The organism is Akkermansia biwaensis, assembly GCF_026072915.1.
In the GTDB taxonomy this organism is placed as follows: Bacteria; Verrucomicrobiota; Verrucomicrobiia; order Verrucomicrobiales; family Akkermansiaceae; genus Akkermansia; species Akkermansia biwaensis.
Genome location: NZ_AP025943.1, coordinates 1,093,640 through 1,119,786, shown reverse-complemented (window position 1 = coordinate 1,119,786; position 26,147 = coordinate 1,093,640). Strand labels below are relative to the sequence as shown.

Genomic DNA, 26,147 nt, shown 5'->3' with positions numbered 1-26,147 from the left:
GAACGGACGGATGGTTCTAAATGGCGTGGAGGCTGATTTTATGTTTTTTGCAGAGTTCCGTGACCCGCTCGCGTTCCAGAAGGATGGTTTTTCCCGCTTCAAGAGCAACCTGGCGGATGCCACATTCCGCGCATGTTTCCATGGTGGCGGGGCCTACGGTGGGGATGTCGAAGCGCATGTCGTGCCCCTGGCGTGCCACTTTTGCCAGCGTGGCGGGTTTGCCCCCGGCAAGCTGGCCGCCGCGGCGGATGCAGTTGTTAGTGCCTTCAATGGCCTCCACGGCTACGACTGTACCCTGGTGCACGATGACGGACTGGCCGATGTGCAGGCGGCTGATTTCCTTGGCCGTCTGCATGCCGAAGACGGCGTCTTTCCATTGTTCCGGAGTGGGCCTGGGGCCGGCGATGTGGCCCGGCTGCGGCATGTGTTCCTCCATGTATGTGGAGGCAGGCAGGATGTTGAAGCCTTCCTTTTCCGCTTCCGTGATGACCGCCCCCAGCAGGGAGTCCGCGTTTTTCTCCGGCATGCGCATCAGGACGGAAAGGGCGCGCAGGTCCGGCCGGAGGGAAAGGATGTTTTTGGGGTTGATGCCCCCCGCCATGATGACGTCGGTCACACCGTGTTTTTTCAGGAAGGAGAAGGGCTTGCTGATCTGCCCTACGCTGAATTCCCGGTACTCGTCGCACAAGGGAATGACCGCTGGGTTGGTTTCCCCCTTGAAGCCCACGGCCACGATGCGCAGGTGCGGCGTGTGGCGGCGCGCTCCCCGGACGATGTATTCCGGATAGGCTCCGTCACCGGCTACCAGACCTAAGACGGGCGGGTTGGTGGTCATGCGGCTTGGGCAGGCGGGAGGAATGGAAAGAGTTACAGGTATTCCGGGCGCTGGAGCAGTTCCGCCACCCGCTTGAGCACGCGGCCGATGTCGGCGCCGTCCACCACGCGGTGGTCTCCTGTAGCCACGATGTTGGCTTTGGAAATGGGAATGAACGCTTCCACTTCATCGCTCCATACCGGGGTCTTGGTCACGGCGCCTACGCCCAGAATGATGGATTCGCTGGGCATGGGCATGGGAGCGGCGAAGGTCAGGCCGAAGCCGCCGAAGTTGGTGACAGTGGCGATGCCCCCCGTGCTGTCTTCCGGGGCCAGCCTTCTGCGGCGCGCCTGGGCGATCAGGCGGTTGTAGTCCTCCAGCAGTTCTTCCATTGTCCGTTCATTCACACGGCGCAGTACGGGCACCATGACGCCGTCCGCCACCTGAACGGCGATGCCGATGTCAATGGCGCGGGGGGAAAGAATGTTTTCTCCCACCAGGTAGCCCGCGCATTCCGGGTTTTCCGCCAGGGCCAGGGCCAGGGCGCGCGCAAAGTAAAGGGTGATGCCGGGCCGGTGCGGGGAGTGCTGCCTGTGCTTGATCAGGGGGTCCATGAATACGGGACGCCCGGCGGAGGCCAGGGGGCGCGTCCAGCTGCGGCGCATGGCGTCCGCCACGGCCAGGCGCATGGAGGATGCCTTGCGGCGCGGCCATTGGCTGACGTATTCCAGGAATTCCTCCAGATCGTCAATGGTGACGCGGCCGCCGGATCCGGAACCGGAGATGAAGGCTATGTCGGACGCCCTCATGCCAAGTTCATCCATGCGGGCCTTCATGCGGGGGGACATGTAGTGGGCGCCTTTCATGCCGGCGGGAACGGGCAGTCCGCGCACGCTGGGCTGTACCTTCAGGTCTGCGCCGTGTTCCTGATAGGAGTCTCCCGTTACGCCGAAGTGGACGCCGGCAGGCTTGTCCTCCGCGGCGGGGGCGGCAGGGGAGGAATGAGGGACGGATTCCGGGCTGGCGGGCAAGGAGGGCTGGTTGTCTTCCCCCGCCGGAGTGGCTCCGGAACGTTCGATTTCCTCGTCCGTGGCCTCAATCATCGCCATGCAGGCGCCGACCACGACGGAGTCCCCCTCCTTGATGAACATGTCGCTGAGGATGCCGCCGCACATGGTGGTGACGCCCATCGTGGCCTTGTTGGTCTCTACCTCAAAGATTTCCTGGTCGGCTTCTACGGAGTCCCCCGGAGCCGCCAGCAGGCGGAGCACGGTGGCTTCCGCGATGGAGTCCCCGAGCTGGGGCATGAGAATGGGTACTTTAGGCATGGTTGGAAACTGGGTTGAATCAGATGGATAAAAGATGGCGGATGGACGCGGCGATGGATTCCAGAGTGGGACGGTGAGCTTTCCACAGGTTAGGATGCTGGGGGATGGGCGTGTCTTTGGCGTTGAGCCGCTGGGGAGGCGCGTCAAGCAGGTGGAAGCCTTCCGCCACGATGCGGGAGACTATTTCCGCCGTGACTCCGCCCCACGGAAAGTCTTCCCCAACTACCAGCACGCGGCCCGTGCGCGCCACGGAGGCGATGACGGTGTCCATGTCCAGCGGACGCACGGTGCGCATGTCCACCACTTCCACTTCATAACCGCTTTCCCGTGCCAGAAGGTCCGCCGCACGGACGGCTTCATGCACCATGGCGCTGTACGCCACTACCGTGGCGTGTTTTCCGGTGCGGGCGATGCGCGCCATGCCGAAGGGGACGACGGGCGCTTCCTTGTAGTTGTCTTCCGCCTTCAACCAGCGGTACAGGAATTTGTGTTCCAGGAAGATGACCGGATCAGGGATTTCCACGGCCTGGCGCAGCATCCAGTAGGCGTCCGCCACCGTGGCCGGCGTCATAACATGCAGACCGGGATAATGGGCGAACAGGGCTTCCATGCTCTGGCTGTGGAAGGGGCCCGTGCCGGGCGTTCCGCCGCAGGGGAGACGCACCGTAATATTGGCCGGAATGCCCGTACGGTAGTAGTGGGTGGCAGCCATGTTGACAATCTGGTTGAAAGCAATCGTGCTGAAGTCCGCAAACTGGACTTCCATGATGGGCTTTTTGCCCATGACGGCCGCGCCGGTGACCATGCCCGCCATGGCGTCCTCACTGATGGGGGCGTCTATCACACGGTCCGGGAATAGATCCTTCAGGCCCTTGGTGGCCTTGAATGCGCCGCCGAAAACGCCTATGTCCTGCCCGTACAGGAAGACGTCCTTGTCTTCTGTCAGCAGGTCTTTCTGGGCGTCGTGAATGGCATCAATGTATGTTACGCTCATGGGAATGTTCCGTTTGCGGTCTTAATAAGGTCTCCAGACAGTGGCGTTCCAGTCTTCCCGGAAGGGGTCCGGCTCCGGTTCCCGCTGTGCCGTGGCTACGGCAAGCTGCACTTCGTCCGCATACTGCCGTTTCATGTCCGCCGCTTCTTCCGGAGTAAGCCATCCGGCTTCCAGAAGCTGGCGCTCCGCGACGGATACGGGGTCTTTCTTTTCATATTCCTCTTTCAGTTCCTTAGGGATGTAGGAGGCGTCGTCATGTTCCCCGTGGCCGCACATGCGCAGGGTTTTGGCCAGCACCCACTGGGGGCCTTCTCCGTTGCGCGCGGCGCCCACGGCCTTCCAGAACGTTTCCAGAAGGGCCATGAAGTCAGTGCCGTCCACTTCATGAACGGCGAATCCGTAGCCGCGGCCCCTGTCCGCCAGGGAGGCGCCGCCGAATTCGCGGACGTTGGGCGTGGAGTAGGCGAATTGGTTATTCGTCACGACCAGCACCAGGGGAAGCTGTTCCACCTTGGCCATGTTGGCCGCTTCATGAAAGGCTCCCGTGGAAGTGGTGCCGTCCCCGCAGAAAACCATGCCTACGGGGCCCGGAAGCTTGCCGTCCAGCCGTTTGGCGAAAAGGCAGCCGTTGACGAAAGCCACGGAGCTGCCCAGATGGCTGATGGGGGCCATGTAGCCTTCAGCCGGAAGGCCGCGGTGAACGTTGCCGTCCCTCCCCTTCATGTACCCCAGGGCGGACCCCAGATAGGCGCGCGCCGCCTCAATGATGGGTTCCCCCCATGCGACGCGGGCGGCCTGTTCGCGGATGAAGGGTGCAATTACGTCGTAGCCGGCAGTAAGGAAAACGCCGCCGCAGGCAGCAATGGCCTCATGGCCCCTGCCCAGATAAACGCCGCCCGTGATTTTTCCGGCTTTGTAAAGGCTGGAAATTTTGGTGTCGAAGGCGCGCGCCAGAAGAATGGCTTGATAGGCCTTGAGGGCGCTTGCCTGCAAATCCGGTAATGTAGTGTCGCCATGTGCCACGTCCTTATTTTATATGCTGCATGCGGAAATGCAATGTCATTTCATCATACGCCGGGCCTCCCGGCCTTCCGGTCGGCCGGAGGTCCGGCGCGGAAGGTTCGCAGGGGTCAGTTTCTGCCCCTGGCGTTCATGAAAATGAACACGTAGTACAGCAGCATGGCCAGTGAGGAAAGAGCCCCCACCACATAGGTCATGGCCGCCCAGAAGAGGGCGCTTTTGGCCTTGCCGTGGTCAAAGTAGTTCATCAGGTGCGAACGGTCCAGCCATTTCAGGGCTCTGGCGGAAGCGTCGAATTCCACCGGGAGCGTGATGAAGGCGAATATCGTGGTGACAGCGAACAGGCCGATGCCCAGTCCCAATACCCAGGGGGAACCGCCCATCACCAGCAGGACGATGCCGATCATCAGCACGATTCCGACCAGGTTGGAGGAGAGCTGCACCACGGGTACCAGCGCGGAGCGCAGCCCCAGCCAGTGGTAGGCCTGGGCGTGCTGGACGGCATGGCCCACTTCATGGGCCGCCACAGCCGCCGCCGCGATGCTGTTGGAGTTGTAAACGGATTCGCTCAGATTGACGGTCTTGTCCGCCGGATTGTAGTGGTCCGTCAGATGTCCCGGGGTGGACGTTACCTTGACGTCCGTGATGTGGTTGTCTTTCAGCATTTGCTCAGCCACTTCCCGTCCTGTCATCGGGATGGGAATCTGGGAGTATTCGCTGAAACGGCTTTTCATCCGCGCGCTGACCAGCCAGCTGAGCAGCATGGAGCCCAGCAGGATGATCCAGTAAATGGTATAGGAGTGCTGCGGAGCGGTTTCCGCATTCTGCACGTAATAGGAAAGGATGTCTATGTTGAGGAATTCAATCATTGCAGTGTTGACTTTATATCATATGGTTCCATTGAATCCAGAGGGCGGCGTGTCAGTGTACGGCCCGTTCGTTATAAAGGAACCACGCTCCTGAGAGAAGGGTCAGTCGTCAATTTTTTTGGAAAGGAGCCTGCCGTCCGGGGTATAATACAGTTCCAGCTTCCGGACGGCGGCGCTTTCCGAGCGGCAGTCAACGCGGTATTTTACGGTTCCCCGTGCGGTGATCTGCTTGGCGCTGCGCAGGGCGTATTCCGGAAAGTCCTTTGCGATCGCCGCCTTGACCGGGGCAGGGAGGCTCTGGAGAGGAATGTCCGCCTTGATGAGGAAGACGGTGCCGTCTGCGGAGAGCTTCATGTCGTATTCCAGGCCGTTGATGCGGAATTCCGCTTCATAAACGTCTTCGTCATGATCAAAGTCCCATTCGATGACACCGGCGTTCGGGAACTGGTTCTGCACCTGGGCTTTGACGGGAGCGGGCACATTGGAGGCCGGGATGTCTGCGAGACCGGGTGCGATGAAGGCGGCGCAGACGACTGGTAAAAGAATTTTTGAGATGTTCATACATATGCAATAATTTTATTCATTCAAAAAAACAAGATTTTTTTCAGGCTTCCGTGTGACAGTTGCGTTGCGCACTGCCTATGGAAAAATGGGGCGGATTTGGGTGCGAAGGGCTTGTATCCGGGAATTTTCCCCAGTTCAAAGGAACGGTTTTCATTTTACGGGCGTGCATGTGCGCATGGCGGGGTTTGTTATCGCCAAGGGACTGTTCGTGAGGTTGAATGACAACATGCAACAGGGTATCGTCTATTTGCTTGGAGCGGGTCCGGGAGACCCCGGTCTGATTACGGTCCGCGGCCGGGAGCTGGTGGAAACGGCGGAAGTGCTGGTGTACGACGCGCTGAGTTCCGCGGAGATGCTGAATTGGGCGCCCGCTTCCTGTGAAAGGATTTTTGTAGGCAAAAGAGCTTCCCGGCATGCGCTGCCGCAGGAGGAAATCAATGCCCTGCTGGTCAAGCTGGCCCGCCATGGGAAAAAAGTGGTGCGGCTGAAAGGGGGAGACCCGTATGTGTTCGGCCGGGGGGGAGAGGAGGCGGAAGCCCTGAATGCTGCCGGCGTTGCTTTTGAAGTTGTACCGGGCATTACTTCCGCCATTGCGGGTCCCGCCTATGCGGGCATTCCCGTGACGCACCGCAGGCATTGCACGCAGTTTACCGTGTTTACGGGCCATGAGGACGTGAACAAGAAGGAGTCTTCCCTGGACTTGAAGGGAATCGCAGAGGCGCGGGGGACGAAGGTCATGCTGATGGGCATGCAGAAGCTGGAGGAAATATGCAAGGCCCTGATCGGTTACGGGCAGGTCCCTTCCACGCCTGCCGCCGCCATTCAGTGGGCCACGACGGGGAGACAGCGCACCGTGGCGGGTACGGTGGAGACACTGCCCGGAAAAGTGTTGAAGGCCGGGCTGGGCGCTCCGTCCGTGGTCGTGATCGGGGACGTGGTGGAGGAACGCGTTCATCTGGATTGGTTTGAACGCCTGCCCTTGTTCGGAAAGCGCATCGTGGTGACCCGCACGCGGGCGCAGGCGGGGGAATTGAGTTCCCGGCTGCGCCGCCTGGGTGCGGAAGTGCTGGAAATGCCCACCATCCGCATCGCCCCCCCTACGGACAAGCGGGAATTTGCGGAAGCCGTGGTGCATGCCCATACCTATGACTGGCTTGTTTTTTCCAGTCCCAACGGCGTGGAACGCTTCTTCCAGGCGTTTTTTGCCGTGTACAAGGACATTCGGAGCATCGGGGGCGCCAGGATTGCCGCCATCGGGCCGGGGACGGAAGCCAAGCTCCGGGAATACGGGCTGGCCGTGGATATCATGCCTAAGAAGTACGTGGCGGAAGGGCTGGTCAAGGCATTCAAGGACGCCCGGGAGGAAATAGGCACCATCGAACACAGCACGTTTCTGTGGGTGCGCGGGGAAGACGCCCGCCGCGTTATCTACGACGGCCTGATATCCATGGGAGCCATTGTGGACGAATGCGTAGCTTATAAAACGGAACCGGAGACGGATGACGTGGCCGGAGCCCAGGCTGTCTTCCGGGAGACGGGGGCGGATATCGTGACGTTCACCAGCTCCTCCACGGCGGAGAATTTCTTCAAGCTCGGACTGCCCTGGCCGGCCGGGTGCAAGGCGGCCAGCATCGGCCCCGTGACTACGGATACTTTAAAGGGACTGGGACATCTCCCTGCCATCAAGGCCAGGGAGCATGATATCAACGGCCTGGTGGAAGCCATCCTCAAGGCCTGCGGCAAGTAACGGGGAGAAGGCCGTGGCTCCGCGTGCCTTCTGGCGCATGGTTCCGTCTTGGGACGCCGATGTGTCAGAAGCCCTTGACGGCTTCCCAACTAACGACTTTTCCGTTTTCAAACAGGACGTTGTATGAAATGGGAGGCCTGCCTCCCAGCGGCATGGTTACGCCGACTCCGGTACCGACGCCGGAGTCCCTGCCGCGGAATCCGCCCCCGCCCAGCCCCAGGGACCAGCCTGTGCCGCTACGCGTGTAAATCCAGCGTTCCGTATTTTTGCCGTTGCTCCACCCCGCCATTTTCTGTTCCGGTTCTCCCCATGCCAGAAGGACGGCCTCCGGACTCATTCCTTTTTCAAGTTCTCCCCGAGCTACTTTGACTTGCTGTTCCTTTGGCAGTTGCTGGTAAACCGGCATGTTTTTGGCGATGCGGTCGGATGGCGTAGGGGAACAGGCCGCCAGCAGGGCGATGCAGGCCGGAAACAGAACGGGAAAAAGGCTTCTTTTCATCATCCGGTTTCATAGCATGCGGCTGCGCGGCTGGCAAGGGAACAGCGAGGCTGTACCGAGTGAGAAATGGCGGAAATGCCCTTAATCCTGACATAAAGGGGCACTTTTTCCGTAGATACATAATTGGTGATTGACAAGGATGGGGGGTAGGGGAGTAGGAATTCACCTCCAGATGCAACGCGCCGCCGGGAGCGGTTTTTGACGTGCACGTATTTTCCACTATTTTCATCTTTCCGAGCCTTTCATATGTCCAAAACCTTAATTATAGCAGAAAAGCCGAGCGTAGCCACTGATTTGGCGAGAGTTCTCGGCAAAGAGCTTGGAAAATTCACCCGTGACAAGTCCGGTTCCTTTTACCAGAACGACAAAGCCATCATCACTTCTGCCGTAGGCCATCTCTTGGAGCAGAAGAAGCCCATGACGGAGGGCGGCAAGTCGCTCCCCTGGAAGTTCGATTATCTGCCCGTCATTCCCAAATCCTTTGAACTGGAACCCATCAAGCAGTCCGAAGATCGGTTGAAAAAGGTTCTTCAGCTTGCCAGGAGCAAGGACGTGACGGAAATCGTCAACGCATGCGATGCCGGCCGCGAAGGGGAATTGATTTTCCATAATCTGGTACGGTACGGCAAGTGGACGAAGCCCGCGCGCCGGCTCTGGATGCAGTCCATGACGGACGAGGCCATTTTGAACGCCTGGCACAGCATGCGCAGCGAGGCGGACATGCAGCCGCTGACCAACGCCGCCGTCTGCCGTTCCGAGTCCGACTGGCTGATAGGCCTGAACAGCACCCGCGCCCTGACCATTCTTCAATCCCGCGGAGGGTTCAGCGTAACGCCCGCCGGACGCGTCCAAACGCCGACGCTCGCCATCCTGACGCAGCGCGAATTGGAGATCCAGGCGTTTGAACCGGAACCCTATTCCGAGGTGTGGGCGGATTTCGGCGTTCAATCCGGAGTTTATTCCGGCCGCTGGATTGACCGTGACTGGAAGAAGAACGACAATCCCCATTCCCGTGCGGAGCGCATCTGGGATTCTGCGCTGGCTACCGTCATCCGCGACCGCTGCCGGGGCAAGTCCGGCACGGTGACGGAGGAAAAGAAGCCCGTTACGACGATTGCCCCCCTGCTGTACGATTTGACTTCCCTCCAGAGGGAGGCCGCCAACCGCTACGGCTTTTCCGCCAAAAGGACGCTCCAGCTTGCGCAGGAATGCTATGAAAAGCACAAGGTGCTGACTTATCCCCGTACGGATTCCCGCTACCTGCCGGAAGATTATCTGGGCAAGGTGTACGGCATCGTCGGCGCCGTGGCGGAGGAGAATGCGGAGTTCGCCCCCTTTGCCAGAGACATTCTGGACAACAAGCGGGTAAAGCCCAACAGGCGCGTGTTTGACACCAAGAAGGTGAGCGACCACTTCGCCATTATTCCGACGGGCAAGATCGAAAAACTGAGTGGCGACGTGCAGAAGCTTTTTGAAATGGTCATGGCGCGTTTCCTGGCCGTTTTCTTCCCTCCCGCCGTTTTTGAAGATACCAGGAGAACCACTCTCATCGACCACCGGGACGGAGTCACGGACGCCTTCCTGACCACGGGGCGCGTGCTTGTGGAACCCGGCTGGCAGGCCGTGTACGGCCGCAAGGCCGGCAGCTCCTCCAAGGAGGAACTGGTGTCCGTGCAGGACGGCGAACAGGCGGCCGTGCGCGAAATCGAGATACGCAACGCCATGACCAAGCCCCCGGCCCGCTATAATGAAGCCACCTTGCTGGCCGCCATGGAAGGAGCCGGAAAACTGGTGCACGACGAAGAGCTGGCCGCCGCCATGAGTGAACGCGGCCTGGGTACGCCCGCCACCCGCGCCTCCATCATTGAAGGCCTGATTTCCCAGGAATACATTGCGCGCGACGGCCGGGACCTGCTGGCGACGCGGCGCGGCATTGAATTGATCGCCCTGCTGGAGCGCATCGGCCTGAAAACTCTGACATCCCCCAGCCTGACCGGAGAATGGGAATACAAGCTCAAGCAGATGGAGCAGGCGTCCCTGGGACGGGAATCCTTCATGGACGGCATCAAGAAGCTGACCGGGGAGATTGTGAAGCGCGTCCATGACTTCCAGGAAGCCCAGCAGCAGGTGGAATTGCCGGAAATGGACCTGGATTGCCCGTGCTGCCATGCGCACGGCCTGAAGAACACGCTGGACGCCGTTTCCTGCCGCTCCTGCAAGTTCAGCATCCGCAAGGTGATTTCCGGCCGCGAGATGGCGGATGAAGAGTTGAAGACCCTGATTGTGGACGGCAAGACGGGGATTCTGCAAGGATTTACATCCCGCTTCGGCAAGCCCTTTGAGGCCGGGCTGGAACTCAACGACAAGTGCCGCGCCACCTTGTACTTCCCCGCCAGGGAGGAGGACGAGTCCGCAGTCAATGAAGAAGCCGTGAAGGCCGCCAGCGTCATCGTCCCCGGCATGGGAGAACACGACGTGATGGAAACCGCCAAGGCATGGAAACTGCCCACCCTGACGGCAGGGAAGGAAAATACTCCCGTTTCCGTGGCCCGTACCATCCTGGGGCGTGAGATTCCTCTGGACCAGGTGTTGAAGATTCTTTCCGAGGGCAAATCAGATTTGATGAAGGGATTCATTTCCCAGCGCACCAAGCGTCCGTTTGACGCCTATCTCGTGTTCAATGCCAAGCTGGGCAAGATCGGCTTTGAATTCCCACCCCGGGAAAAGAAGTACCCTGCCAGGAAAGCGGCAGGCTCCGGCAAGAATGCCAAAGAGAGCAAAGAAAGCAAGGGGAAGGAAGGCAAGCCGAAGGCCAAATAAAGGGATTTTCCCTGTAGAGGCGCGGATGGCGGATTTCCTCTGCTTCAAGAGGAGATAACCGGAAAGGCCGGCACAGGGGGCATTTTTCTGCCGGAGGCGGTTGCTTTTTGCGGGTGGGTTTCCCGGCAGCTGTGATTCGGCCATCTTTTTACCGGGGCACGAGCGGTTCCGCATGGCCTGTGCCGGTGGGAGGTGTGAAAAAAGCTTTTTCCCCTTCTTCCGTGTGCTAATCTGGAGTTGCGACCCTCTCTCCCTGTGATGAAACATGCATTAATCCTTATGTTGGCGTGGTGCGGCGCCTGTTGCGCCCTGGCGGAAGATTATCCTTTCCCGGGAGAACGGGAATGGGTCTCCAAGCTCGGAGACGTGGTGAAGGGAACTTTCCAGTCCTGTACAGGGGCCAAGGTGGCGGTCAAGGTAGACCGGAAGCGCGTGGAGATTCCCCTGAATCGTCTGGACGAGGAGGATGCCGCCCTGGTCCGTTCCCTGACGGGCACGACAGCCCGGCGGGATATCAAGCTGGCGGAAACGTTTTGGCCTTACATCATGAAGGAGCTTGAGAAGGTTACCTGGATTCCGGTGGAAAAGGATATTTCCCCGAGATTCAGCGGGGCCGCCCGGAAAGCCGCCACCAAGACCACAACAGGAACCAGGAAGGTGGACGGCTTTTCCTGCACGACTTCCGTTACTTCCATCAGGGGGAATCCCTTCGTGATACGGGAATATTACAGTCCGCAGGTACGTTCCACGAGCGGAGGCGGCCCGAAGAATTTCAACATGGTTCTGGAAAATGGAGAAGTTTACGCCTGCTACGATACGGGAAAGGGGCTGCTGGCGCCGGGAAAACACTTTCTTGAAGCGCGGACGGAAATGCGCGGTCCGGTATCCTCCCTTCTGCCGCCGGGAGAGAAGATTGCCGCCCGTGAATCAAAAACTTTCAGCAATGCTGATTATTCCCTGAGAATGGCGAAGAATTCCGTCAAGGGCGGCTACGAGACGTGCAAACCCAATTTCCTGACCCGGAAAATTCTGTCTTTTCAATGGAGTACGGAGGGGAAAATGGTCTGCGGCGTCATGAAGCTGGAGTACGACAATGCCCGGGTGGCCGTTCTGTTTGATGCGGAAAAGAAGCTCATGAACGCTCCGGGTCTGGGGTATGCCGTGATGATTTCCCGCATGAACAAGAAGAGCCGGGACCCCAAGGTAAGGGATGAACATTATTACCATGTGGGCCTGGCCGCGGACGGCCTGCCCGTTTACCACCATGAAGGGCCGGAGGACGAGGCCGGAATGGACCCGCTGCGGTACGGGGAGCTCCGGGAGTCGGAGAAGAAGGTCGTAGAGGAAAAGGAGAAGGAACGGGAAAAGGCGCTTCGGGCCAAATTGGAGGCCCGTCAGCGTCTGGTGGAGTCCGCCCGGAAGAGGAACGGATGAACGGCTGTTTTTCCAGGAGGGTTATTCCTCGGAAAGATAGTCCGGATGAATGGAGTAGTTGCCGGGAGCGTCCATCGTTTCAATGAGGGCCATGTCCTCCCCGTCAAGGGAAAAGTCGAAAACGTCCAGATTGGCGCGGATTCTATTCTTGTGCGCGGATTTGGGCAGAGGCACGATGCCGCGCTGCAGCACCCAGCGTATGCAGATTTGGGCGACGGATTTGTTGTGCTTGTCCGCAATGCGGCGCAGAATCGGTTCCTCCAGCGCGCCTCCCCTGGCCAGAGGACCCCATGATTCCACGAGGATGCCGTTTTCCCGGCAGAAGGCGGCCGTGGCCGTTTGATGGTACCGGGGATTGATTTCAAGCTGGTTGACCATGGGCATGACTTCGGCCCGGTCCATCAGGGCTTCCAGATGGTGGGGGAGGAAGTTGCTGACGCCGATGGCTTTGATCCGTCCGTCCCGGTAGAGCTGTTCCATGGCTTTCCAGGTTTCCCGGTTGAGCTGCCTGTAGTCGTCCGCATGTCCGGCGGGCACGGGCCAGTGGATCAGGTACAAGTCCAGATAGTCCATCTGGAGAAGCTGCATGGAGGCGTCAAATGCCCTCAGGGTACTGTCGTATCCCTGGTCCGTGTTCCAGATTTTGCTGGTGATGAATATTTCTTCCCGCAGCAGGGCGCTTTCACGCACGGCGCGGCCCACCGTGTCTTCATTGCCGTACAGGCTGGCCGTGTCTATCAGGCGGTAACCCGCTTCCAGCGCGTCCAGGATGCAGCGGACCCCGGCCTCGTCGTCAGGGGACAGGTACGTTCCGTAACCGATGCCGGGCATCGGCAGCCCGTTGTTCAGACGGTGCGTATCTCCGGGAGAAGTGATGGCGCTCATGCTTTCCATGAAGCACCCTTTGCCGGGGCGCGTAAAGAGGCCTTATTGTCATGAAAGCGGCATGCAGGAGCCGCATCGCAAGCGGGCGGAGAGGCTACTTCCCGGCCTGGAGGCAGCGGTAATAGTAGTCCACGCGGGAGATGAACCAGCTCCATTTATAACCGGGACGCCCGTTGGTCATCAGGGGGGCGGGACAGTTTTTTCCGGACCAGTAGTTATGGGGGACTACGTTGCGCAGGGGAATTCCGTACCGTTGCATGAGCAGGGCGGTCAGCTTGGCCGTCTTGTTGTAGATGACGGCGGGGTTGTGCGTGGTGCATTCGCACATTTCAATGGCTACGGAGTATTTGTCTCCCGGCCCGGAATGGTCTGCGTGATGGCCTGTTTCCGTCGTGGGAATGTGCTGGTAGGCTCCGAACTGGTCGACCGTGAAGTGCCAGTTCAAACTGCGGGATTTGCCGCTGTTCAGATAGCGGGAATGGGCGTTGGCGTCCCCCTTGGGGTTGGCCGTGCTGTGGATGGTGATGAAGCGGGGGGTCATGGAGGAAGCCCGCTTCCGGGCATAAGTGCTTTTGGGCATGTAAGATACGCGGATACCTACTTCCCGGCTCATCTGGTTCATGGAGCGCGGCACGACCGGGGCGTTTTGCGGTTTGAAGGAGATGGCAGGCGGCCTCATTTTGTCGTTCTGGGAACAGCCGGCGAATGTCAGGGCCGCAAACACGGCAAGAAGGCCCGTCCACAAAGATCTGTATTCCATGTGCCTGTTCTAGAAACAGGCCGGAGCGATTGCAAGCAGAATTTGGAATTAGTTTACTCAAACTAAGTTGCCGTGTCATGCCTGCCCTGAAACGGGGAGGGCCATGCGTGCGTGCACAGCCCGCGCTTCCGGGAAGAGGCACGCGGACTGTCTGCACGGATTCCGTACCGGATTTCCCGGTATGGAATGGTTATTTAAGGATTTGCGTAAGCACGTATTGCAGGATGCCCCCGGCCAGGTAGTATTCCTTTTCAATGGGGGTGTCGATGCGGACGACTACGGGAATGTCAAAGGCCGGAGCGTCTGCGGGCTGCACGCGCAGGGTGACCTGCTGGCGCGGGGAGATGTCGTTGTTCAGGCCGAGAATGGAGAAGGTGACATCCTTCAGCGGAGCGATGCGGTCGTAATCCTCCTTGTTGGCGAAGTTGAGCGGCAGTACGCCCATGCCGATGAGATTGGAACGGTGGATGCGTTCAAAGCTCTTGGTTACCACGGCTTTCACGCCTAGCAGGTTCGTTCCCTTGGCCGCCCAGTCCCGGGAGGAACCCATGCCGTAGTCTTCTCCGCCGATGACGATCAGGGGGGTGTTGTCACGGGCGTAGGCCATGGCGGCATCGTAAATGAAGGCGGGGGAGCCTGCGGAGGCGGGGATGTTCTTGTCCGGGGCCGGGATTTCCCTGTTCCCGAAGTACAGCGTGTAGCCGCCTTCCGTCCCGTCTACCATCAGGTTCTTGATGCGGACGTTGGCAAAGGTGCCGCGGGTCATGACGCGGTCGTTGCCGCGGCGAGAGCCGAAGGAGTTGAAGTCGTTCCGGGAGACGCCCATGGATTGCAGGTACAGACCGGCGGGACCCGTTTCCCGGATGGCTCCGGCGGGGGAGATGTGGTCCGTGGTTACGGAGTCGCCAAAGATGCCCAGGGGCCGGGCGTCTGTAATGTCCGCCAGCGTGCGGGTCTGTCCGTTGAAGCCGCAGAAGAAGGGCGGGTTCTGGATGTAGGTGGAGTTTTCATTCCACTGGAAGACGGAACCGGAGGGGGCGTGGACGGCGGCCCAGCGCGGGTTCTTGTCCGGCGTGATGGTGTAAAGTTCCCGGTAGGCCTCCGGGTTGCGGGATTTGGCGACGGCTTCCGCAATTTCCGCGGAGCTGGGCCAGATGTCCTTCAGGAATACCGGCTTGCCGTTTTTGTCCGTACCCAGGGGTTCCTTCTGGAAGTCAATGTCCACGCGGCCCGCCAGCGCGAAAGCGACGACCAGAGGCGGCGACATCAGGAAGTTGGTCTTGATGGAGGCATGGATGCGCGCCTCAAAGTTGCGGTTGCCGGACAGCACGGAGGCGCCGATGATGTTGTTTTCCCTCACGGCCTGTTCCAGTTCCGGGTTCAGGGGGCCGGAGTTGCCGATGCAGGTGGTGCAGCCGTAGCCGACGGTTTCAAAGCCGAGGGCGTCCAGGGAGGCCTGGAGTCCGTTCGCGGCGAAGTAGTCGGAAGCGATGCGGGAGCCCGGAGCTATGGATGTTTTTACGTAGGGGGGGACCGTCAGCCCCAGTTTCACGGCTTTCTGGGCCAGAAGCCCGGCGGCCAGCATCAGACCGGGGTTGGAGGTATTGGTGCAGGAGGTGATGGCGGCGATGAGGATGCTGCCGTCCTTCAGTTCGGCTTCCTGGCTGAAACCTTCCACCGGAACGGGGACACCCGCGGGGGAGTGCATGGTCACTTTTACGGAGGGGGATTCCGTTTTTCCGTAACCGCCTTCCGCAATGGGTGCGCTGACCATGCTGCGGAAGCTGTCCCTGATGGAGTCCAGGCGGATGTGGTCCTGCGGACGTTTGGGGCCGGAAACGGCGGGTTGGATCGTGGAAAGGTCCAGCTCCAGCTGGTCCGTGTAGTCCAGCTCTCCATTGCGGGGCATGCCCCAGAGGTTCTGTGCCTTGAAGTAGTTTTCGTACGTGGCGATGGATTCCTCGCTTCTGCCGGTCTGGCGCAGGTAGTCGGAGCAGTGTTCGTCCATCGGGAAGAAGCCCATGGTGGCGCCATATTCCGGGGCCATGTTCGCCACGGTGGCGCGGTCCGCCAGCGGCAGGGCCGCGGCGCCTTCTCCAAAAAACTCTACAAATTTTCCTACCACGCCGTGCCGGCGCAGCATTTTGGTGACGTGCAGGGCAAGGTCCGTGGCAGTGACTCCTTCCCGGAGTTTTCCCGTCATGTGGACGCCTACGACTTCCGGCACCAGGAAGGTGACGGGCTGGCCCAGCATGCCGGCTTCCGCCTCAATGCCGCCCACGCCCCAGCCTACCACGCCGATGCCGTTGATCATCGTGGTGTGGGAGTCCGTACCCACGAGAGTGTCCGGGAAATAAACTCCGTCCTTTTCCATGACGCCCGGCGTCAGATATTCCAGGTTCACCTGGTGGACGATGCCCACGGAGGGAGGAACCACAGAGAAGGTCTGGAAAGCCTGCTGGCCCCATTTGAGAAATTCATAGCGTTCTGCGTTGCGCTGGAATTCAATGTCCAGGTTCTTTTCCAGCGCGTCCGTGCGACCCGCCCAGTCCACTTGCACGGAATGGTCCACGACCAGGTCCACGGGCACCAGCGGTTCAATAACGGAAGCGTCTTTTCCAAGCCCGGCCACGGCGGAACGCATGGCGGCCAGGTCCACCAGAAGGGGAACGCCGGTCAGGTCCTGGAGAACGATGCGGGCTACGGTGAACGGAATTTCATAGGAACCGGGATCTTTCGCCTTCCAGGAGGCCAGATTGTCCACGTCCTTTTCCGTCACTTTCAGTCCGTCGCAATTGCGGAGCAGGGATTCCAGCACGATCCGGATGGAAACGGGCAGGCGGTTGAGGCGCGGGTAGCCGTTTTCCGTCAGGGTGGGCAATGAATAAAACTGTCCCGGGGTTCCGGTTCCCGTGGTGAACGTGCTCTTGGCGATCTGGGTCATGATGCTGAATAGCGGTTAACAATAAACAGACGGCTGCGCTCCTGGCAGTCGCGGGTACTATACAGGGCAAAGACAATAAGGCAAGGACTCTATGCGGCGGAAGAAGGATTTTCCTGTTCACGGCGCGGAAGGGGCCTTTTTCCAGACCGGCAACGTGCCTGATTTCCGCCGGAGAAAGGCGGCCGCCCGGGAGGGAGGCTGACAAACTGTTGTCATGCCAAGACGTTATTGCGTTGAACATGGGGGAAAAGATTAATGTCGTAACCGTACTTAACCAATATTTTCAAGAAATGGATATGGAACATATGTCTCAGCCGGTCAGGCCGAATAACACCCTTGCTATTTGCGCCCTTGTCTTTTCTGTCTTGTGCAGTCTCGTAGGTCTTGTCCTCGGTATTATCGGCATGAACAAATACCCGAAGAACACCAGTGGAAGGACCATGAGTGTTATTGCCATCATCATCAGCGTGCTCATGATGGTGGGAGCCTTCATGCTCCGTGGCCGCTGGTAAGGCGGCAGGAAGTGCAGATGAATTCAAGGCTTGCGGAATAAGGACATTCCGCAGGCTTTCTCCATGCATGAAACTGTTTGCCTTGTATGGGGCTCTCCTCGTTCTGGCGTGCGGCGTGCTCGTCTATACAGGAGACCCCTCCCGCTCCAGCTGGCTCCCGGAGTGCCCTTTTTACAAAACCACGGGGTGGCTTTGTTATGGCTGCGGTTCCACCCGGGCTCTCCATGCCCTTCTGCACGGGCACTGGGCGGATTCCTTGAAGTACAATATCCTGCTGGTGCCGACCCTGGTATGGCTGGGCGCCCTTTTTTTCATCCGGAACAGGCGCGTGTTTAACCGGACATTGCTGGCAGGAGCAGGGGTGCTTGTGGTGTTTACGGTTGTGCGCAATCTCCCGTGCCTGTAGCGGCGTTTGAAACAGGGAGGCAATGCAGGCCGGCGTTCCGGGGCCCGATACGGCAAGCAACGAATAAAGGCGGCTTGCGCGCCGGAAAAATGAACTTGCCCTCTCTGCGGAGGAATGGGATAGTGCCATAAGCGGCTTCCCATGAAACTTCTGCCTTATTTGCCATTAATGATTCTGCTGTTTGTCCCCGGCACGGTTCATGCTGCTATGGAGGCGGAGCATCTGGAAACCCATGCGGAATTCGTAGCCCGCAAAGGGTACCCGGAAAGCATGGAACAATGGTCTGATCGCCATTTGCTGAAAGCAGTGGATGCCAGGGTCCTCCATGTGGTTATTTATCTGGGAAGCCAGCGGGGACGGCTGTACGCAAATGAACAGGTAGTGATGGATTTTCCCGTTTGCACCGGGGACCGGGATCATCCTACCCCCGCAGGAACTTTTACCGTACTGGAGAAGGACAAGGACCATTATTCGGACCTGTACGGTTTGGCGATGCCGTGTTTCATGAGACTCACCCGAGACGGAATCGGCCTGCATGCGGGGCCCGTTTTCCGGACGCCCCAGTCTCACGGCTGCATCCGCATGACGCGGGAGTCCTGTGTTTCTCTATTTAATAGAATTCGCCTTGGAACGCCTGTGCGAATTGTGGCAGAATGCGTCATGAAACATTGAAAATAAGTCTGTGATGTGTCCAACTCATAAAAGGGAGTTGAATATTATGAATGCAAAGAAAAGCTCGATAATCATGGGAAGCGCCCTGGCGGGAACGCTGGCGATGGTTTCCTGTTCGGGACCGCCGGAGGAGAATTTGAGAGTAGTGCCGTTGACGATGCCCATGGCATCCTACAATCCCAATACGCGGGTTGTGGTAGCCGGCGTGGATTATACGGAAGTACATGATGAATGGATGAACCCGGATATCATGAAGAAGGCCAAATCCGGCAATACGCGGGTGGTGATCAGCCGGAGCGCCCAGAGGGGGCAGCTGATGGTGGGTGATGAAGTTGCCATGGACTTTCCCGTTTGCCTGGGGACTTCTACACACAAGACGCCTCTGGGGCATTTTAACATTACGGAGAAAAAAGTTCATCACGTTTCCAATTTGTATGATGCTTCCATGCCTTATTTCATGCGCCTGACGGATGGCGGAATTGGAATGCATGTGGGACCCGTCTTCCGAACGCCACAGTCCCACGGCTGCATCCGCATGACGCGGTCCTCCTGCGTGCCGCTTTTCAAGACCGTCAAGGTAGGAACGCCCGTGAGGATTGTGCCGTAACGGGGAAAAATGGCCGTAATCGGCAGTGGCATCTGCTTTTTGTTGATGATGAGGAAGCAATGGATTCTCCCGTTAGAACATGCGGACGAACTGAATGATCTGCCGGAAGCGCTGGTTTTTCTGGAATCTCACACTCCATGATTTATTGCGGTATTCCTTATTCTCAAAAAAGGTCCGGAAAAACTGCGCGTATTAATGGAACCGGGAAAGATGGAAAAGGCCGGTGCTTCCCGCAAGAAGGGGAACGTTTTCCGTCTGGGAACCTTCTTGCTTTCGCTGAAGTTTTCTTATGAAAGAGGGGGTTTTGTTCATGACGGAACCCCGAAGTCAGGAGGATATTTGTTAATTATTTCCATAATAGATTTATTGCATTAATATAATGAATGACGTACGGGGCATGAAAAAAAGATAAAAAATGATTTTTCTTACACAAAATCGAACTGGCTGCCGCTATCAAAATAGGAACGTATGAAGATAACCGGTTTTGTACCGCAAGTCGCATTGCTCCCAACAACCCAAACCCTCCCCCATGCCTTACTGCCGGTTGAACGGTTCCCGAATTCGGCCGGCAGCGGCATGAATGGATTTCCATCATGTGCGCCCCTGTTGTCTATGGGGCATATGAGAATGATCGTTAAGATTTACGGTGGTAGAAGCACGGCATTCGCTTTCACTCTGTAACGATTCCGCCCGGGTTGACTGTTTTATGGAGAAAATACGGCTTGTGGGAGCCGTTCCGTGGGCGAGTCTGCCCGCGCTGTTGATCGGAGTGTCTACACGCCGCGCGGCAAACGTACCGGCTGGCATGCAGCCGTAGGTGCTTCTCCGTGACCGTGCCGGAAAGTTGGTTTCTGCATGTAGCGGTTGTTTACTCCGCCTTCTTATCGATCTTTTCTGGAGTTCTTTTGCAGGAGGGGAACGTATCTTCCATACCCCTGGGCTTCCATGTCCTGTTCCGGAATGAATTTCAAGGAAGCGCTGTTGATGCAGTAGCGCAGGCCGCCGCGTTCTTTGGGACCGTCCGGGAAGACGTGGCCCAGGTGGGCATCTCCTGTCTTGCTGCGGACTTCTGTGCGGTTCATACCGTAGGAAAGGTCCTGTTTTTCCTGAATCAAGTCTTCCTTGATGGGACGGCTGAAGCTGGGCCATCCGCAGCCGGAATCAAATTTATCCGTGGAAAGGAACAAGGGTTCTCCCGTCGTGACGTCCACGTAGATGCCGGGACGGTCATTGTTGAAATATTCGTTCCGGAAGGGAGGTTCCGTAGCGTTTTTCCGGGTGACGGCAAATTGTTCCGGCGTCAGGGATTTCCGCAGTTCTTCATCCGATTTCTTTTGATAGACGGGTTTAGTTTCCCTGGCCTGTCTGGCTTCCTGGAAGCGGAAGGCCGGAATGTGGCAGTAGCCGTCGGGGTTTTTATTTAAATAGTCCTGATGGTACTCTTCCGCCCTGGAAAACTGTTTGAGGGGCTGGACTTCAATGGTCAGAGGCTGCTTGAAGTGTTGCTGGAGGCGTTTCAGAGACATTTCTATGACCGGCTTGTCCTTTTCATCCGTGTAGTAAATGCCCGTGCGGTACTGTACCCCTGAATCGTTTCCCTGCCGGTTGACGGAGAGGGGATCAATGACGGCATAGTATTGTTCCAGCAGGAAGGGCAGGCTGACCTCGTCCGGATCGTACACTACTTTCACCGTTTCCGCGTGCCCTGTGCCTTTGCGGCACACGTCTTCATACGTGGGGGAGGGAGTGGAGCCGTTGGCGTACCCGGCCTCCGTTTCCTTGACTCCGGGAATCAGGGAAAGATATTTTTCCACCCCCCAGAAGCAACCGCCCGCTAGGTAAATTGTCTTCAAATTCTTGTTGTCCATATGATGTTTGCTGTTGTCCGCATGGCCGTTTTCTCCACAGGAAAGCAGGGAAAGCAAGGCCACGGCCGCCAGAATGGCGAATGCCAGGCCAGCTAGGGTCCAGGGACCGTGGTAGATACGTTTCATAACCATATTGCTGCGCTTGCCTTCCGGAATATGTCCGGATATTTTGCGGAAGGCTATGAAGTTAGACAATGCCGGCGTCGTTGTGTTCGCCAGGAATGTCAGCGGAAGGTTGCCGCCCGGGGGGTATTCCCGGCGCGCGGCAGGTTTTTCAACCATTCGTAAATGGCCCGGTCGCGCGCGGTAAGTTTCCGGCTTGTTTGCAGATAAAAGCCGTATTTGGTCCGGAAATTGAAAATCACCTTGCCGGCATTCATTCCGATGACCAGGTGGTCCAGCCGTATTTCCGCTTCTGCGGGGGCATATGAAGTGAAATCAACATGGCCGCAGTTGTTGATGCTGCCCACGTAATGATTCAGTACCGGCAGGATGCAGGGGAGGAGGGATGAATCCACCGGACAGGGGGAAGGGGACGGTCCGTCCCGGAAAAGGATTTCAGGGGAAGATTCTGCGGAACGGAGGGCGGAAAGCTTGTCGAATGGAATATTCCACACAAAGGAGAATACCGCCGTGCCCAGAAGGAATATGGGAACAGCCAGAATGGCGCAACATTTGCTGAATGTGTTTTTTACCTGCATGCCGTCTGTGTTCCGGTGGAGGACGGCTTCACAGCATGGCATGGAGGGATGCGTATTGTCCATTCGGAAATAGGGGGTGGTGAAGATGGAAGAAGAAGGGCGAACATGTGGTCTTTTTGCTGTTGTTGGTTTTTGGTGAAAAAAAGAGATGAAAAACGCGTAAGATGAGATAGTCCAATGAATGTTCAGCTCCTATCCATTGTCTCCGCACTCCGGCATGAGCGCTGGCTGACGGTTCTTCTTGCCGTTCTGGCAGTATTCTTTTCAGGGATTTCCCCAGCTAAAGATTATCCTGCCCTGGATGTCCCCGCAGACATTGCGTTGAAGGTGAACAAGGCTTCCTCCCCCCAGTCCCCCTATTCTTCCGGTCATTCCGTGAACCAGGCGATAGACGGTTCCCTGGAATCCGCCAACTGGCATGCGCCCGGTGCGAGGCACGTGGAGGGAGAGTTTGAGCTTGCTGAACCGTCCACCCTTCATTACGTGTCTTTCTCCGGAGCCAATTTCAACGAAGTGTCCCTTTCCGTCATGACGGGATCCTCCTGGCGGAAGCTCGGCAAGTTCAATCTGGGCGGTTCCAGGATCGTCAAATTCAAGACGCCGCTCCAGAAGGTGCAGAAAATCAGGATGGAGGTGGATTATCCGGAAGGAACGTCTCCTTCATTCACCGTGCGGGAAGTAGGTTTTTACCAGAAACCGGAATCCGGCCTCAACCGGCAATTGCTGAAAGTATTCCAAGACACGTCCTGTTCCTCCCTGAATCCCAAGTGCACGCTGGCAGATCTCAAAGCATTGCCGGAGTTTCTCCAGATAGTAGCGCGGAAGCTGAAATCCGGACGGTATGAGGACAAGGAATTCCGCATCGCTTCCTACAACGCTTACAGCCATCCCGAATTTTCTGCGAAAGTAAGAAACATCAACGCATTGAATAAATTTGACAATCCTACCGGGATCGTAGCGCAGGAAGGAGATGAAATTCTGGTGTTCGTCGGGCCCACGCATGGGGAAGATATCGCCCTGGCTTCCGTTTCTCCGGCGGGGATAGAATCCTCCTCCTATCCTCTTGACAAAGGAATCAACAAGATCAAAATTTCCCGTTCAGGGCTGTTGTATGTGATGTACCATACGGATATCAGCAAGCCCAAGCGGCCCATAACCGTCCATATTCCCGTAGGCAGCGGAACGGTGAACGGGTATTTCGATGTTACCAGGCATACGGACAAGGACTGGGAGCGGATGATCGGCAAGGCTCCCCACAGCATGTTTGACATCGTGGGGCGTTATTCCATGATGATTCTTCATACGGAATACCTCAGGGCCTACAGCCCGGATTCCATCACGAAGTCCGTCCAGACATGGGATGAAAGCGTCAAGGCCATGTGGAAGATCATGGGTTTTGACAAATACCCCCAGCCGCACAATAACCGTCAGCTTGGCGTTTCCGTGGGCAACGGCGTCCACATGTTCGCCACCTGGTATTATTGCGGCTACAGCATCGGTGATAACGGCAGCACGATGAAGAATGAAGTGATAGCGCCCGGCGTGCTTCAGGGAAACCGCCTCTGGGGAATAGGCCATGAAATCGGTCACTGCTATCAGCATCCGTTCAATTGGCGCAGTATGTCGGAAAGTTCCAACAATTTCTTCGCGCAGCTGATTCTGGATCAGGTGGCCAACCGGATCAATGGCAACGAACGGGCCACGGATATGGAGAATCCCTGCAAATACCTGCTGGAGGACGTCGTGAAGGGAAAGCCCTTTCACGATATCAATGGATGGGCGAAATGGGGCTTTGCCCAATATTCCTTCTATCTGTACTTCCACAAGCTGGGGATCAATCCGGAATTTTATCCCGTGCTGTTTGAGTCATTGCGGCGCAAGCCTCTTGCCAAACAGCAGTATGAGGTTTCTGAAGCCCATCTGGCGTGGTATGAACGCGTTTGCAATGTCTCCAAAACGGACTTCACGGAGGATTTCGAGATCTTCAACTGGTTTGTTCCCATCGACTACAAGGGGAACCAGTATGGGGAGTACAGTTTCAAGATGACGGAGGAAATGGCCCGCGCCTCCAAGGCGCGCATTGCCGCCAAGAGGTATCCCAAGCCGAAGTTCCGCATCGCTTTCCTGCACCAGCACGGGAAGACGGTGAATTTATGGGGGAAGAACCTGCACGGTTCCGAGCTCAACGGCTATTGGACCAAGTACAAGAAAAACGCCCGGCTCAGTTCTTCCGTTTCCGCCACCAGGAAAGGCAGCATGATCGTGGTCAGGAACGGGGAAAATGCCGCGGCTTTCTGCGTGACGACCAACGGCAAGGTGGTGGGGTATTATGATCGCCAGCAATTTGATGTTTCTTCAGTGGAATGGAATGATACCTCCAGGGTGTATGCCATTCCGATCCAGGCCTCGGAACCCTACAAGCTGATTTACCAGGCCGGTAAATCCTGAACGCCGTTCGGAAGCTCCCGGACCCCTCCTGGAACAGGACGTTTCCGGGAGGGGCGGGCGACGGGGCGTCTACCATTCAGGCGACTTGAAGTTGTATACGGGCCGGAGGCGTTCCACGATTTCCGCCGTTTCATGGATGTTGTCCAGCACGCTGTCTCCGTCCTTGTAGGCCATGGGCGCTTCATCCAGCGTGGCGCGGGAAACGCAGGTGGAGAAGATGCCCTGCATGGAGGTCTCGAACTCTTCCAGGGAGATGCTGCTTTTGGCTTTCTTTCTGGACATTTTGCGACCTGCCCCGTGCGGGGACGAATTGTTGTATTCCTCATTTCCCTTGCCGATGCAGATGACGGAGCCGTCCCGCATGTTCAAAGGCACGATGAGCTTGCAGCCCGCGGAAGCCTGGACGGCGCCCTTGCGGATGATGTTGTCTTCCGCGATGTAGTTGTGGACGGTGTCGAAGCTTTCCAGTTCTTCTGCATTGTCCATCAGTTCGTGCAGCATCACGCGGCGGTTCAGTGCGGCAAAGCGCTGGGCCACTTTCATGTCCCGCATGTAATTCAGCGTGTTTTCCCCCTCCAGGTAGCAGAGCCCTTTCTTGCGCTGGACCAGGTATTCGTTCGGGCATGTGGCGGTAGCCAATTTCTGGTAATGTTCCGCTATTTTCAGACCGAAGTTGCGGGAGCCGGAGTGGATGCACAGGAAGGCGTCCCGGTCTCCCTGCGCTATTTCAATGAAGTGGTTGCCGCCGCCCAGGGAGCCTACGGAACGGCGGTGCTTGTCCTTGTCCGTCCTCAGAATGTCCACGCAGATGCGGGCGATCTCTTCATCCAGTTCCGGATCGTCCAGCAGGGCCTGGTGGACAGCGGAACGGGCGTGCATGCCGGACGGTACGCGTTCGCGCAGACGGGCGTCAAACCCGGCAAAATCCGGAAGAGCGTCCAGACGCGCCGTGAGGACGCCGCAGCCGATGTCCACGCCGATCAGGTTGGGAATCACCTTGTCCGTTTTCAGTTCCGCGGTGAAGCCGATCACGCAGCCGGCTCCGGCGTGGACATCCGGCATGATGCGCACCCGGCTTCCTTCAAAGGCCGGGTGGTGGCAAACGTCCCTGATCTGGGTGCGTGCCAGGTCTTCCAGTTCATCCGTGAACACCCGGGCTTCCGTGTATTTTCCGTTGATGGTAATCATATGTCTCATTCCTATGGTTGAAGGGCGGCCGTAATGGCGTGCATGAAGTGCGGGAGGCGCCCTGTGACTTCGTGACCATAACGTATTTTCTGACTCTTGCATTATAGGAAGATGCATGTACTATGACTATATAGTCATGTTTGAGCATCTTTTTTCCGAACGCGGATTATCCCTGGACCGGTTGAAGACCCTGATTGAAGTTGCCCGGGCAGGCAGCATTGCCGGGGCTGCCCGGGGCGACAGTGCGCGGCAGAGCCTGTATTCCCGGCAGATCAAGGAACTGGAAGAATTCTTCGGCGTGGAATTGACACGCCGCCGCGGAAAGGTGCTGGTGCTCACCCGCCCCGGGTGGGAGCTGGTAAGGCGCGCCCATGAGAGCCTGTGCCTGCTGGATGATTTTAAGAGCCGCAGCCGGAATATGCCGTACCGCTTCACGATCGGAGCCGGGGACAGCCTTCACGCGTGGATTGCGGCGCCCGCGCTGGCGGAGATGCAGAAACGCGGATTGCCCTGGCTGTTTGCCCTGCAGAACCTGCGCAACAGCGACGTTCCTCTCAAGCTCCAGAACATGGACGTGGACTTCGGCATTGTCCGCACCAGCGCACTGGCGGCGGAAGGACTGGAAAGCCGGGTGATCCGGACCATGGACTATGCTCTGTACGTTCCTGCGGCGCTGGCGGGAAAGGGAACAAGCGGAACGTCCGCAGATTTTCCCCGTCTGATGGAAACGCTGCCTCTGGCCACATTGGCCGGCGGTTCCGGATTTTATGCCTCCCTGAAACGGAGCTGCATGGAATACGGAATAGACCTGCGGGTGCAGTGTGAAACTCAATCGTTCCCCTTTGCGGCGCGCATGTTGAAAAGCGGCGCCTTCATGGCAATCCTGCCCTGCATGGCGGAGGAGGAATTGGGAAAGGGTTTTTTCAAGGTCACCCATCCCGCGCTGGACAGACTGGCCCGCAGCATTTCCCTGGCCTGGAATCCGCGGCTGCTGCGCGTACGGCCTTCCGCCGGAAAAGTGATCGAGGCCTTTGCCGTTCCGGGACAGGTCTGACCGAGGAGGGCCG

The 26,147-nt window shown here is 57.9% G+C and carries 22 protein-coding genes; 8 read left to right on the top strand and 14 right to left on the bottom strand.

Going from position 1 to position 26,147, the window contains the following annotated elements; all coding sequences use genetic code 11:
* Window positions 1–16 precede the first annotated feature (16 nt).
* From OQH67_RS04580 to OQH67_RS04555, 6 genes are all read right to left on the bottom strand, one after another.
* Window positions 17–835: an LpxI family protein gene (locus OQH67_RS04580; protein ID WP_215435453.1), complete on the bottom strand. Its 819-nt coding sequence runs from the start codon at window positions 833–835 to the stop codon at window positions 17–19.
* 32 nt (window positions 836–867) lie between these two features.
* On the bottom strand, window positions 868–2,142 hold the full coding sequence (locus OQH67_RS04575) for a 2-oxo acid dehydrogenase subunit E2 (protein ID WP_215435452.1): 1,275 nt from the start codon (window positions 2,140–2,142) through the stop codon (window positions 868–870).
* Window positions 2,143–2,161: 19 nt separating this feature from the next.
* Window positions 2,162–3,136: an alpha-ketoacid dehydrogenase subunit beta gene (locus tag OQH67_RS04570; RefSeq protein ID WP_130084201.1), complete on the bottom strand. Its 975-nt coding sequence runs from the start codon at window positions 3,134–3,136 to the stop codon at window positions 2,162–2,164.
* A 21-nt stretch (window positions 3,137–3,157) separates the two neighbouring features.
* A complete protein-coding gene (locus tag OQH67_RS04565) occupies window positions 3,158–4,159 on the bottom strand; it encodes a thiamine pyrophosphate-dependent dehydrogenase E1 component subunit alpha (protein ID WP_257227013.1) in 1,002 nt (333 codons plus the stop codon).
* 107 nt (window positions 4,160–4,266) lie between these two features.
* Window positions 4,267–4,947: a zinc metallopeptidase gene (locus OQH67_RS04560; protein WP_067569276.1), complete on the bottom strand. Its 681-nt coding sequence runs from the start codon at window positions 4,945–4,947 to the stop codon at window positions 4,267–4,269.
* A 180-nt stretch (window positions 4,948–5,127) separates the two neighbouring features.
* Window positions 5,128–5,586 (bottom strand): PepSY-like domain-containing protein, encoded by a 459-nt coding sequence (locus OQH67_RS04555; RefSeq protein ID WP_215435451.1) that lies wholly within the window; start codon window positions 5,584–5,586, stop codon window positions 5,128–5,130.
* Between the two features lie 178 nt (window positions 5,587–5,764).
* Here OQH67_RS04555 and cobA point away from each other — a divergent pair, with 178 nt between their 5' ends.
* The gene (cobA, locus tag OQH67_RS04550; RefSeq protein WP_251828265.1) at window positions 5,765–7,336 is read left to right on the top strand and encodes a uroporphyrinogen-III C-methyltransferase; all 1,572 of its coding nucleotides are present in this window, start codon (window positions 5,765–5,767) and stop codon (window positions 7,334–7,336) included.
* 64 nt (window positions 7,337–7,400) lie between these two features.
* On the opposite strand, the gene OQH67_RS04545 is transcribed toward cobA, so the two are convergent.
* Window positions 7,401–7,838: a hypothetical protein gene (locus OQH67_RS04545; RefSeq protein ID WP_130084203.1), complete on the bottom strand. Its 438-nt coding sequence runs from the start codon at window positions 7,836–7,838 to the stop codon at window positions 7,401–7,403.
* 243 nt (window positions 7,839–8,081) lie between these two features.
* On the opposite strand from OQH67_RS04545, the gene OQH67_RS04540 reads away from it, so the two are divergent.
* Both OQH67_RS04540 and OQH67_RS04535 read left to right on the top strand, forming a co-directional pair.
* Complete coding sequence (locus tag OQH67_RS04540; protein ID WP_215435450.1) at window positions 8,082–10,655, top strand: DNA topoisomerase; 2,574 nt, start codon at window positions 8,082–8,084, stop codon at window positions 10,653–10,655.
* Between the two features lie 279 nt (window positions 10,656–10,934).
* Window positions 10,935–12,089 carry a hypothetical protein gene (locus OQH67_RS04535; RefSeq protein ID WP_215435449.1) on the top strand — a complete coding sequence of 385 codons (1,155 nt, stop codon included), beginning with the start codon at window positions 10,935–10,937 and terminating at the stop codon, window positions 12,087–12,089.
* Window positions 12,090–12,110: 21 nt separating this feature from the next.
* Here the strand turns inward: OQH67_RS04535 and OQH67_RS04530 are convergent, their stop codons facing one another.
* From OQH67_RS04530 to OQH67_RS04515, 4 genes are all read right to left on the bottom strand, one after another.
* A complete protein-coding gene (locus OQH67_RS04530) occupies window positions 12,111–12,974 on the bottom strand; it encodes an aldo/keto reductase (protein ID WP_215435507.1) in 864 nt (287 codons plus the stop codon).
* Between the two features lie 94 nt (window positions 12,975–13,068).
* Entirely contained in the window at window positions 13,069–13,734 is a 666-nt protein-coding gene (locus OQH67_RS04525) for a peptidoglycan recognition protein family protein (RefSeq protein WP_215435448.1), read from the bottom strand.
* Window positions 13,735–13,924: 190 nt separating this feature from the next.
* Window positions 13,925–16,678, bottom strand: a complete 2,754-nt coding sequence (gene acnA / locus OQH67_RS04520) for an aconitate hydratase AcnA (protein ID WP_215435447.1) — start codon at window positions 16,676–16,678, stop codon at window positions 13,925–13,927.
* 212 nt (window positions 16,679–16,890) lie between these two features.
* Entirely contained in the window at window positions 16,891–17,259 is a 369-nt protein-coding gene (locus tag OQH67_RS04515; protein ID WP_215435446.1) for a hypothetical protein, read from the bottom strand.
* Between OQH67_RS04515 and OQH67_RS04510 the strand changes: the two genes are divergently transcribed.
* The 3 genes from OQH67_RS04510 to OQH67_RS04500 all read left to right on the top strand — a co-directional run bounded on the left by OQH67_RS04510 (window position 17,258) and on the right by OQH67_RS04500 (window position 18,875).
* Window positions 17,258–17,596, top strand: coding sequence for a DUF2752 domain-containing protein (locus OQH67_RS04510; RefSeq protein ID WP_215435445.1), 339 nt, complete (start codon window positions 17,258–17,260; stop codon window positions 17,594–17,596). The two genes, OQH67_RS04515 and OQH67_RS04510, sit on opposite strands and share 2 nt — an antisense overlap.
* Window positions 17,597–17,737: 141 nt before the next feature.
* Window positions 17,738–18,268 (top strand): L,D-transpeptidase family protein, encoded by a 531-nt coding sequence (locus OQH67_RS04505; protein WP_215435444.1) that lies wholly within the window; start codon window positions 17,738–17,740, stop codon window positions 18,266–18,268.
* 46 nt (window positions 18,269–18,314) lie between these two features.
* Window positions 18,315–18,875 carry a L,D-transpeptidase gene (locus OQH67_RS04500; RefSeq protein ID WP_215711645.1) on the top strand — a complete coding sequence of 187 codons (561 nt, stop codon included), beginning with the start codon at window positions 18,315–18,317 and terminating at the stop codon, window positions 18,873–18,875.
* 881 nt (window positions 18,876–19,756) lie between these two features.
* On the opposite strand, the gene msrB is transcribed toward OQH67_RS04500, so the two are convergent.
* Both msrB and OQH67_RS04485 read right to left on the bottom strand, forming a co-directional pair.
* Window positions 19,757–20,869, bottom strand: a complete 1,113-nt coding sequence (gene msrB / locus OQH67_RS13095) for a peptide-methionine (R)-S-oxide reductase MsrB (protein WP_215435442.1) — start codon at window positions 20,867–20,869, stop codon at window positions 19,757–19,759.
* Between the two features lie 98 nt (window positions 20,870–20,967).
* The gene (locus OQH67_RS04485) at window positions 20,968–21,507 is read right to left on the bottom strand and encodes a hypothetical protein (protein ID WP_215435441.1); all 540 of its coding nucleotides are present in this window, start codon (window positions 21,505–21,507) and stop codon (window positions 20,968–20,970) included.
* A 114-nt stretch (window positions 21,508–21,621) separates the two neighbouring features.
* Between OQH67_RS04485 and OQH67_RS04480 the strand changes: the two genes are divergently transcribed.
* Window positions 21,622–23,892, top strand: coding sequence for a M60 family metallopeptidase (locus OQH67_RS04480; protein WP_215435440.1), 2,271 nt, complete (start codon window positions 21,622–21,624; stop codon window positions 23,890–23,892).
* 69 nt (window positions 23,893–23,961) lie between these two features.
* Here the strand turns inward: OQH67_RS04480 and OQH67_RS04475 are convergent, their stop codons facing one another.
* A complete protein-coding gene (locus tag OQH67_RS04475) occupies window positions 23,962–25,080 on the bottom strand; it encodes an RtcB family protein (protein ID WP_215435439.1) in 1,119 nt (372 codons plus the stop codon).
* 115 nt (window positions 25,081–25,195) lie between these two features.
* Between OQH67_RS04475 and OQH67_RS04470 the strand changes: the two genes are divergently transcribed.
* Complete coding sequence (locus OQH67_RS04470; RefSeq protein WP_265145666.1) at window positions 25,196–26,134, top strand: LysR family transcriptional regulator; 939 nt, start codon at window positions 25,196–25,198, stop codon at window positions 26,132–26,134.
* Window positions 26,135–26,147: the final 13 nt, after the last annotated feature.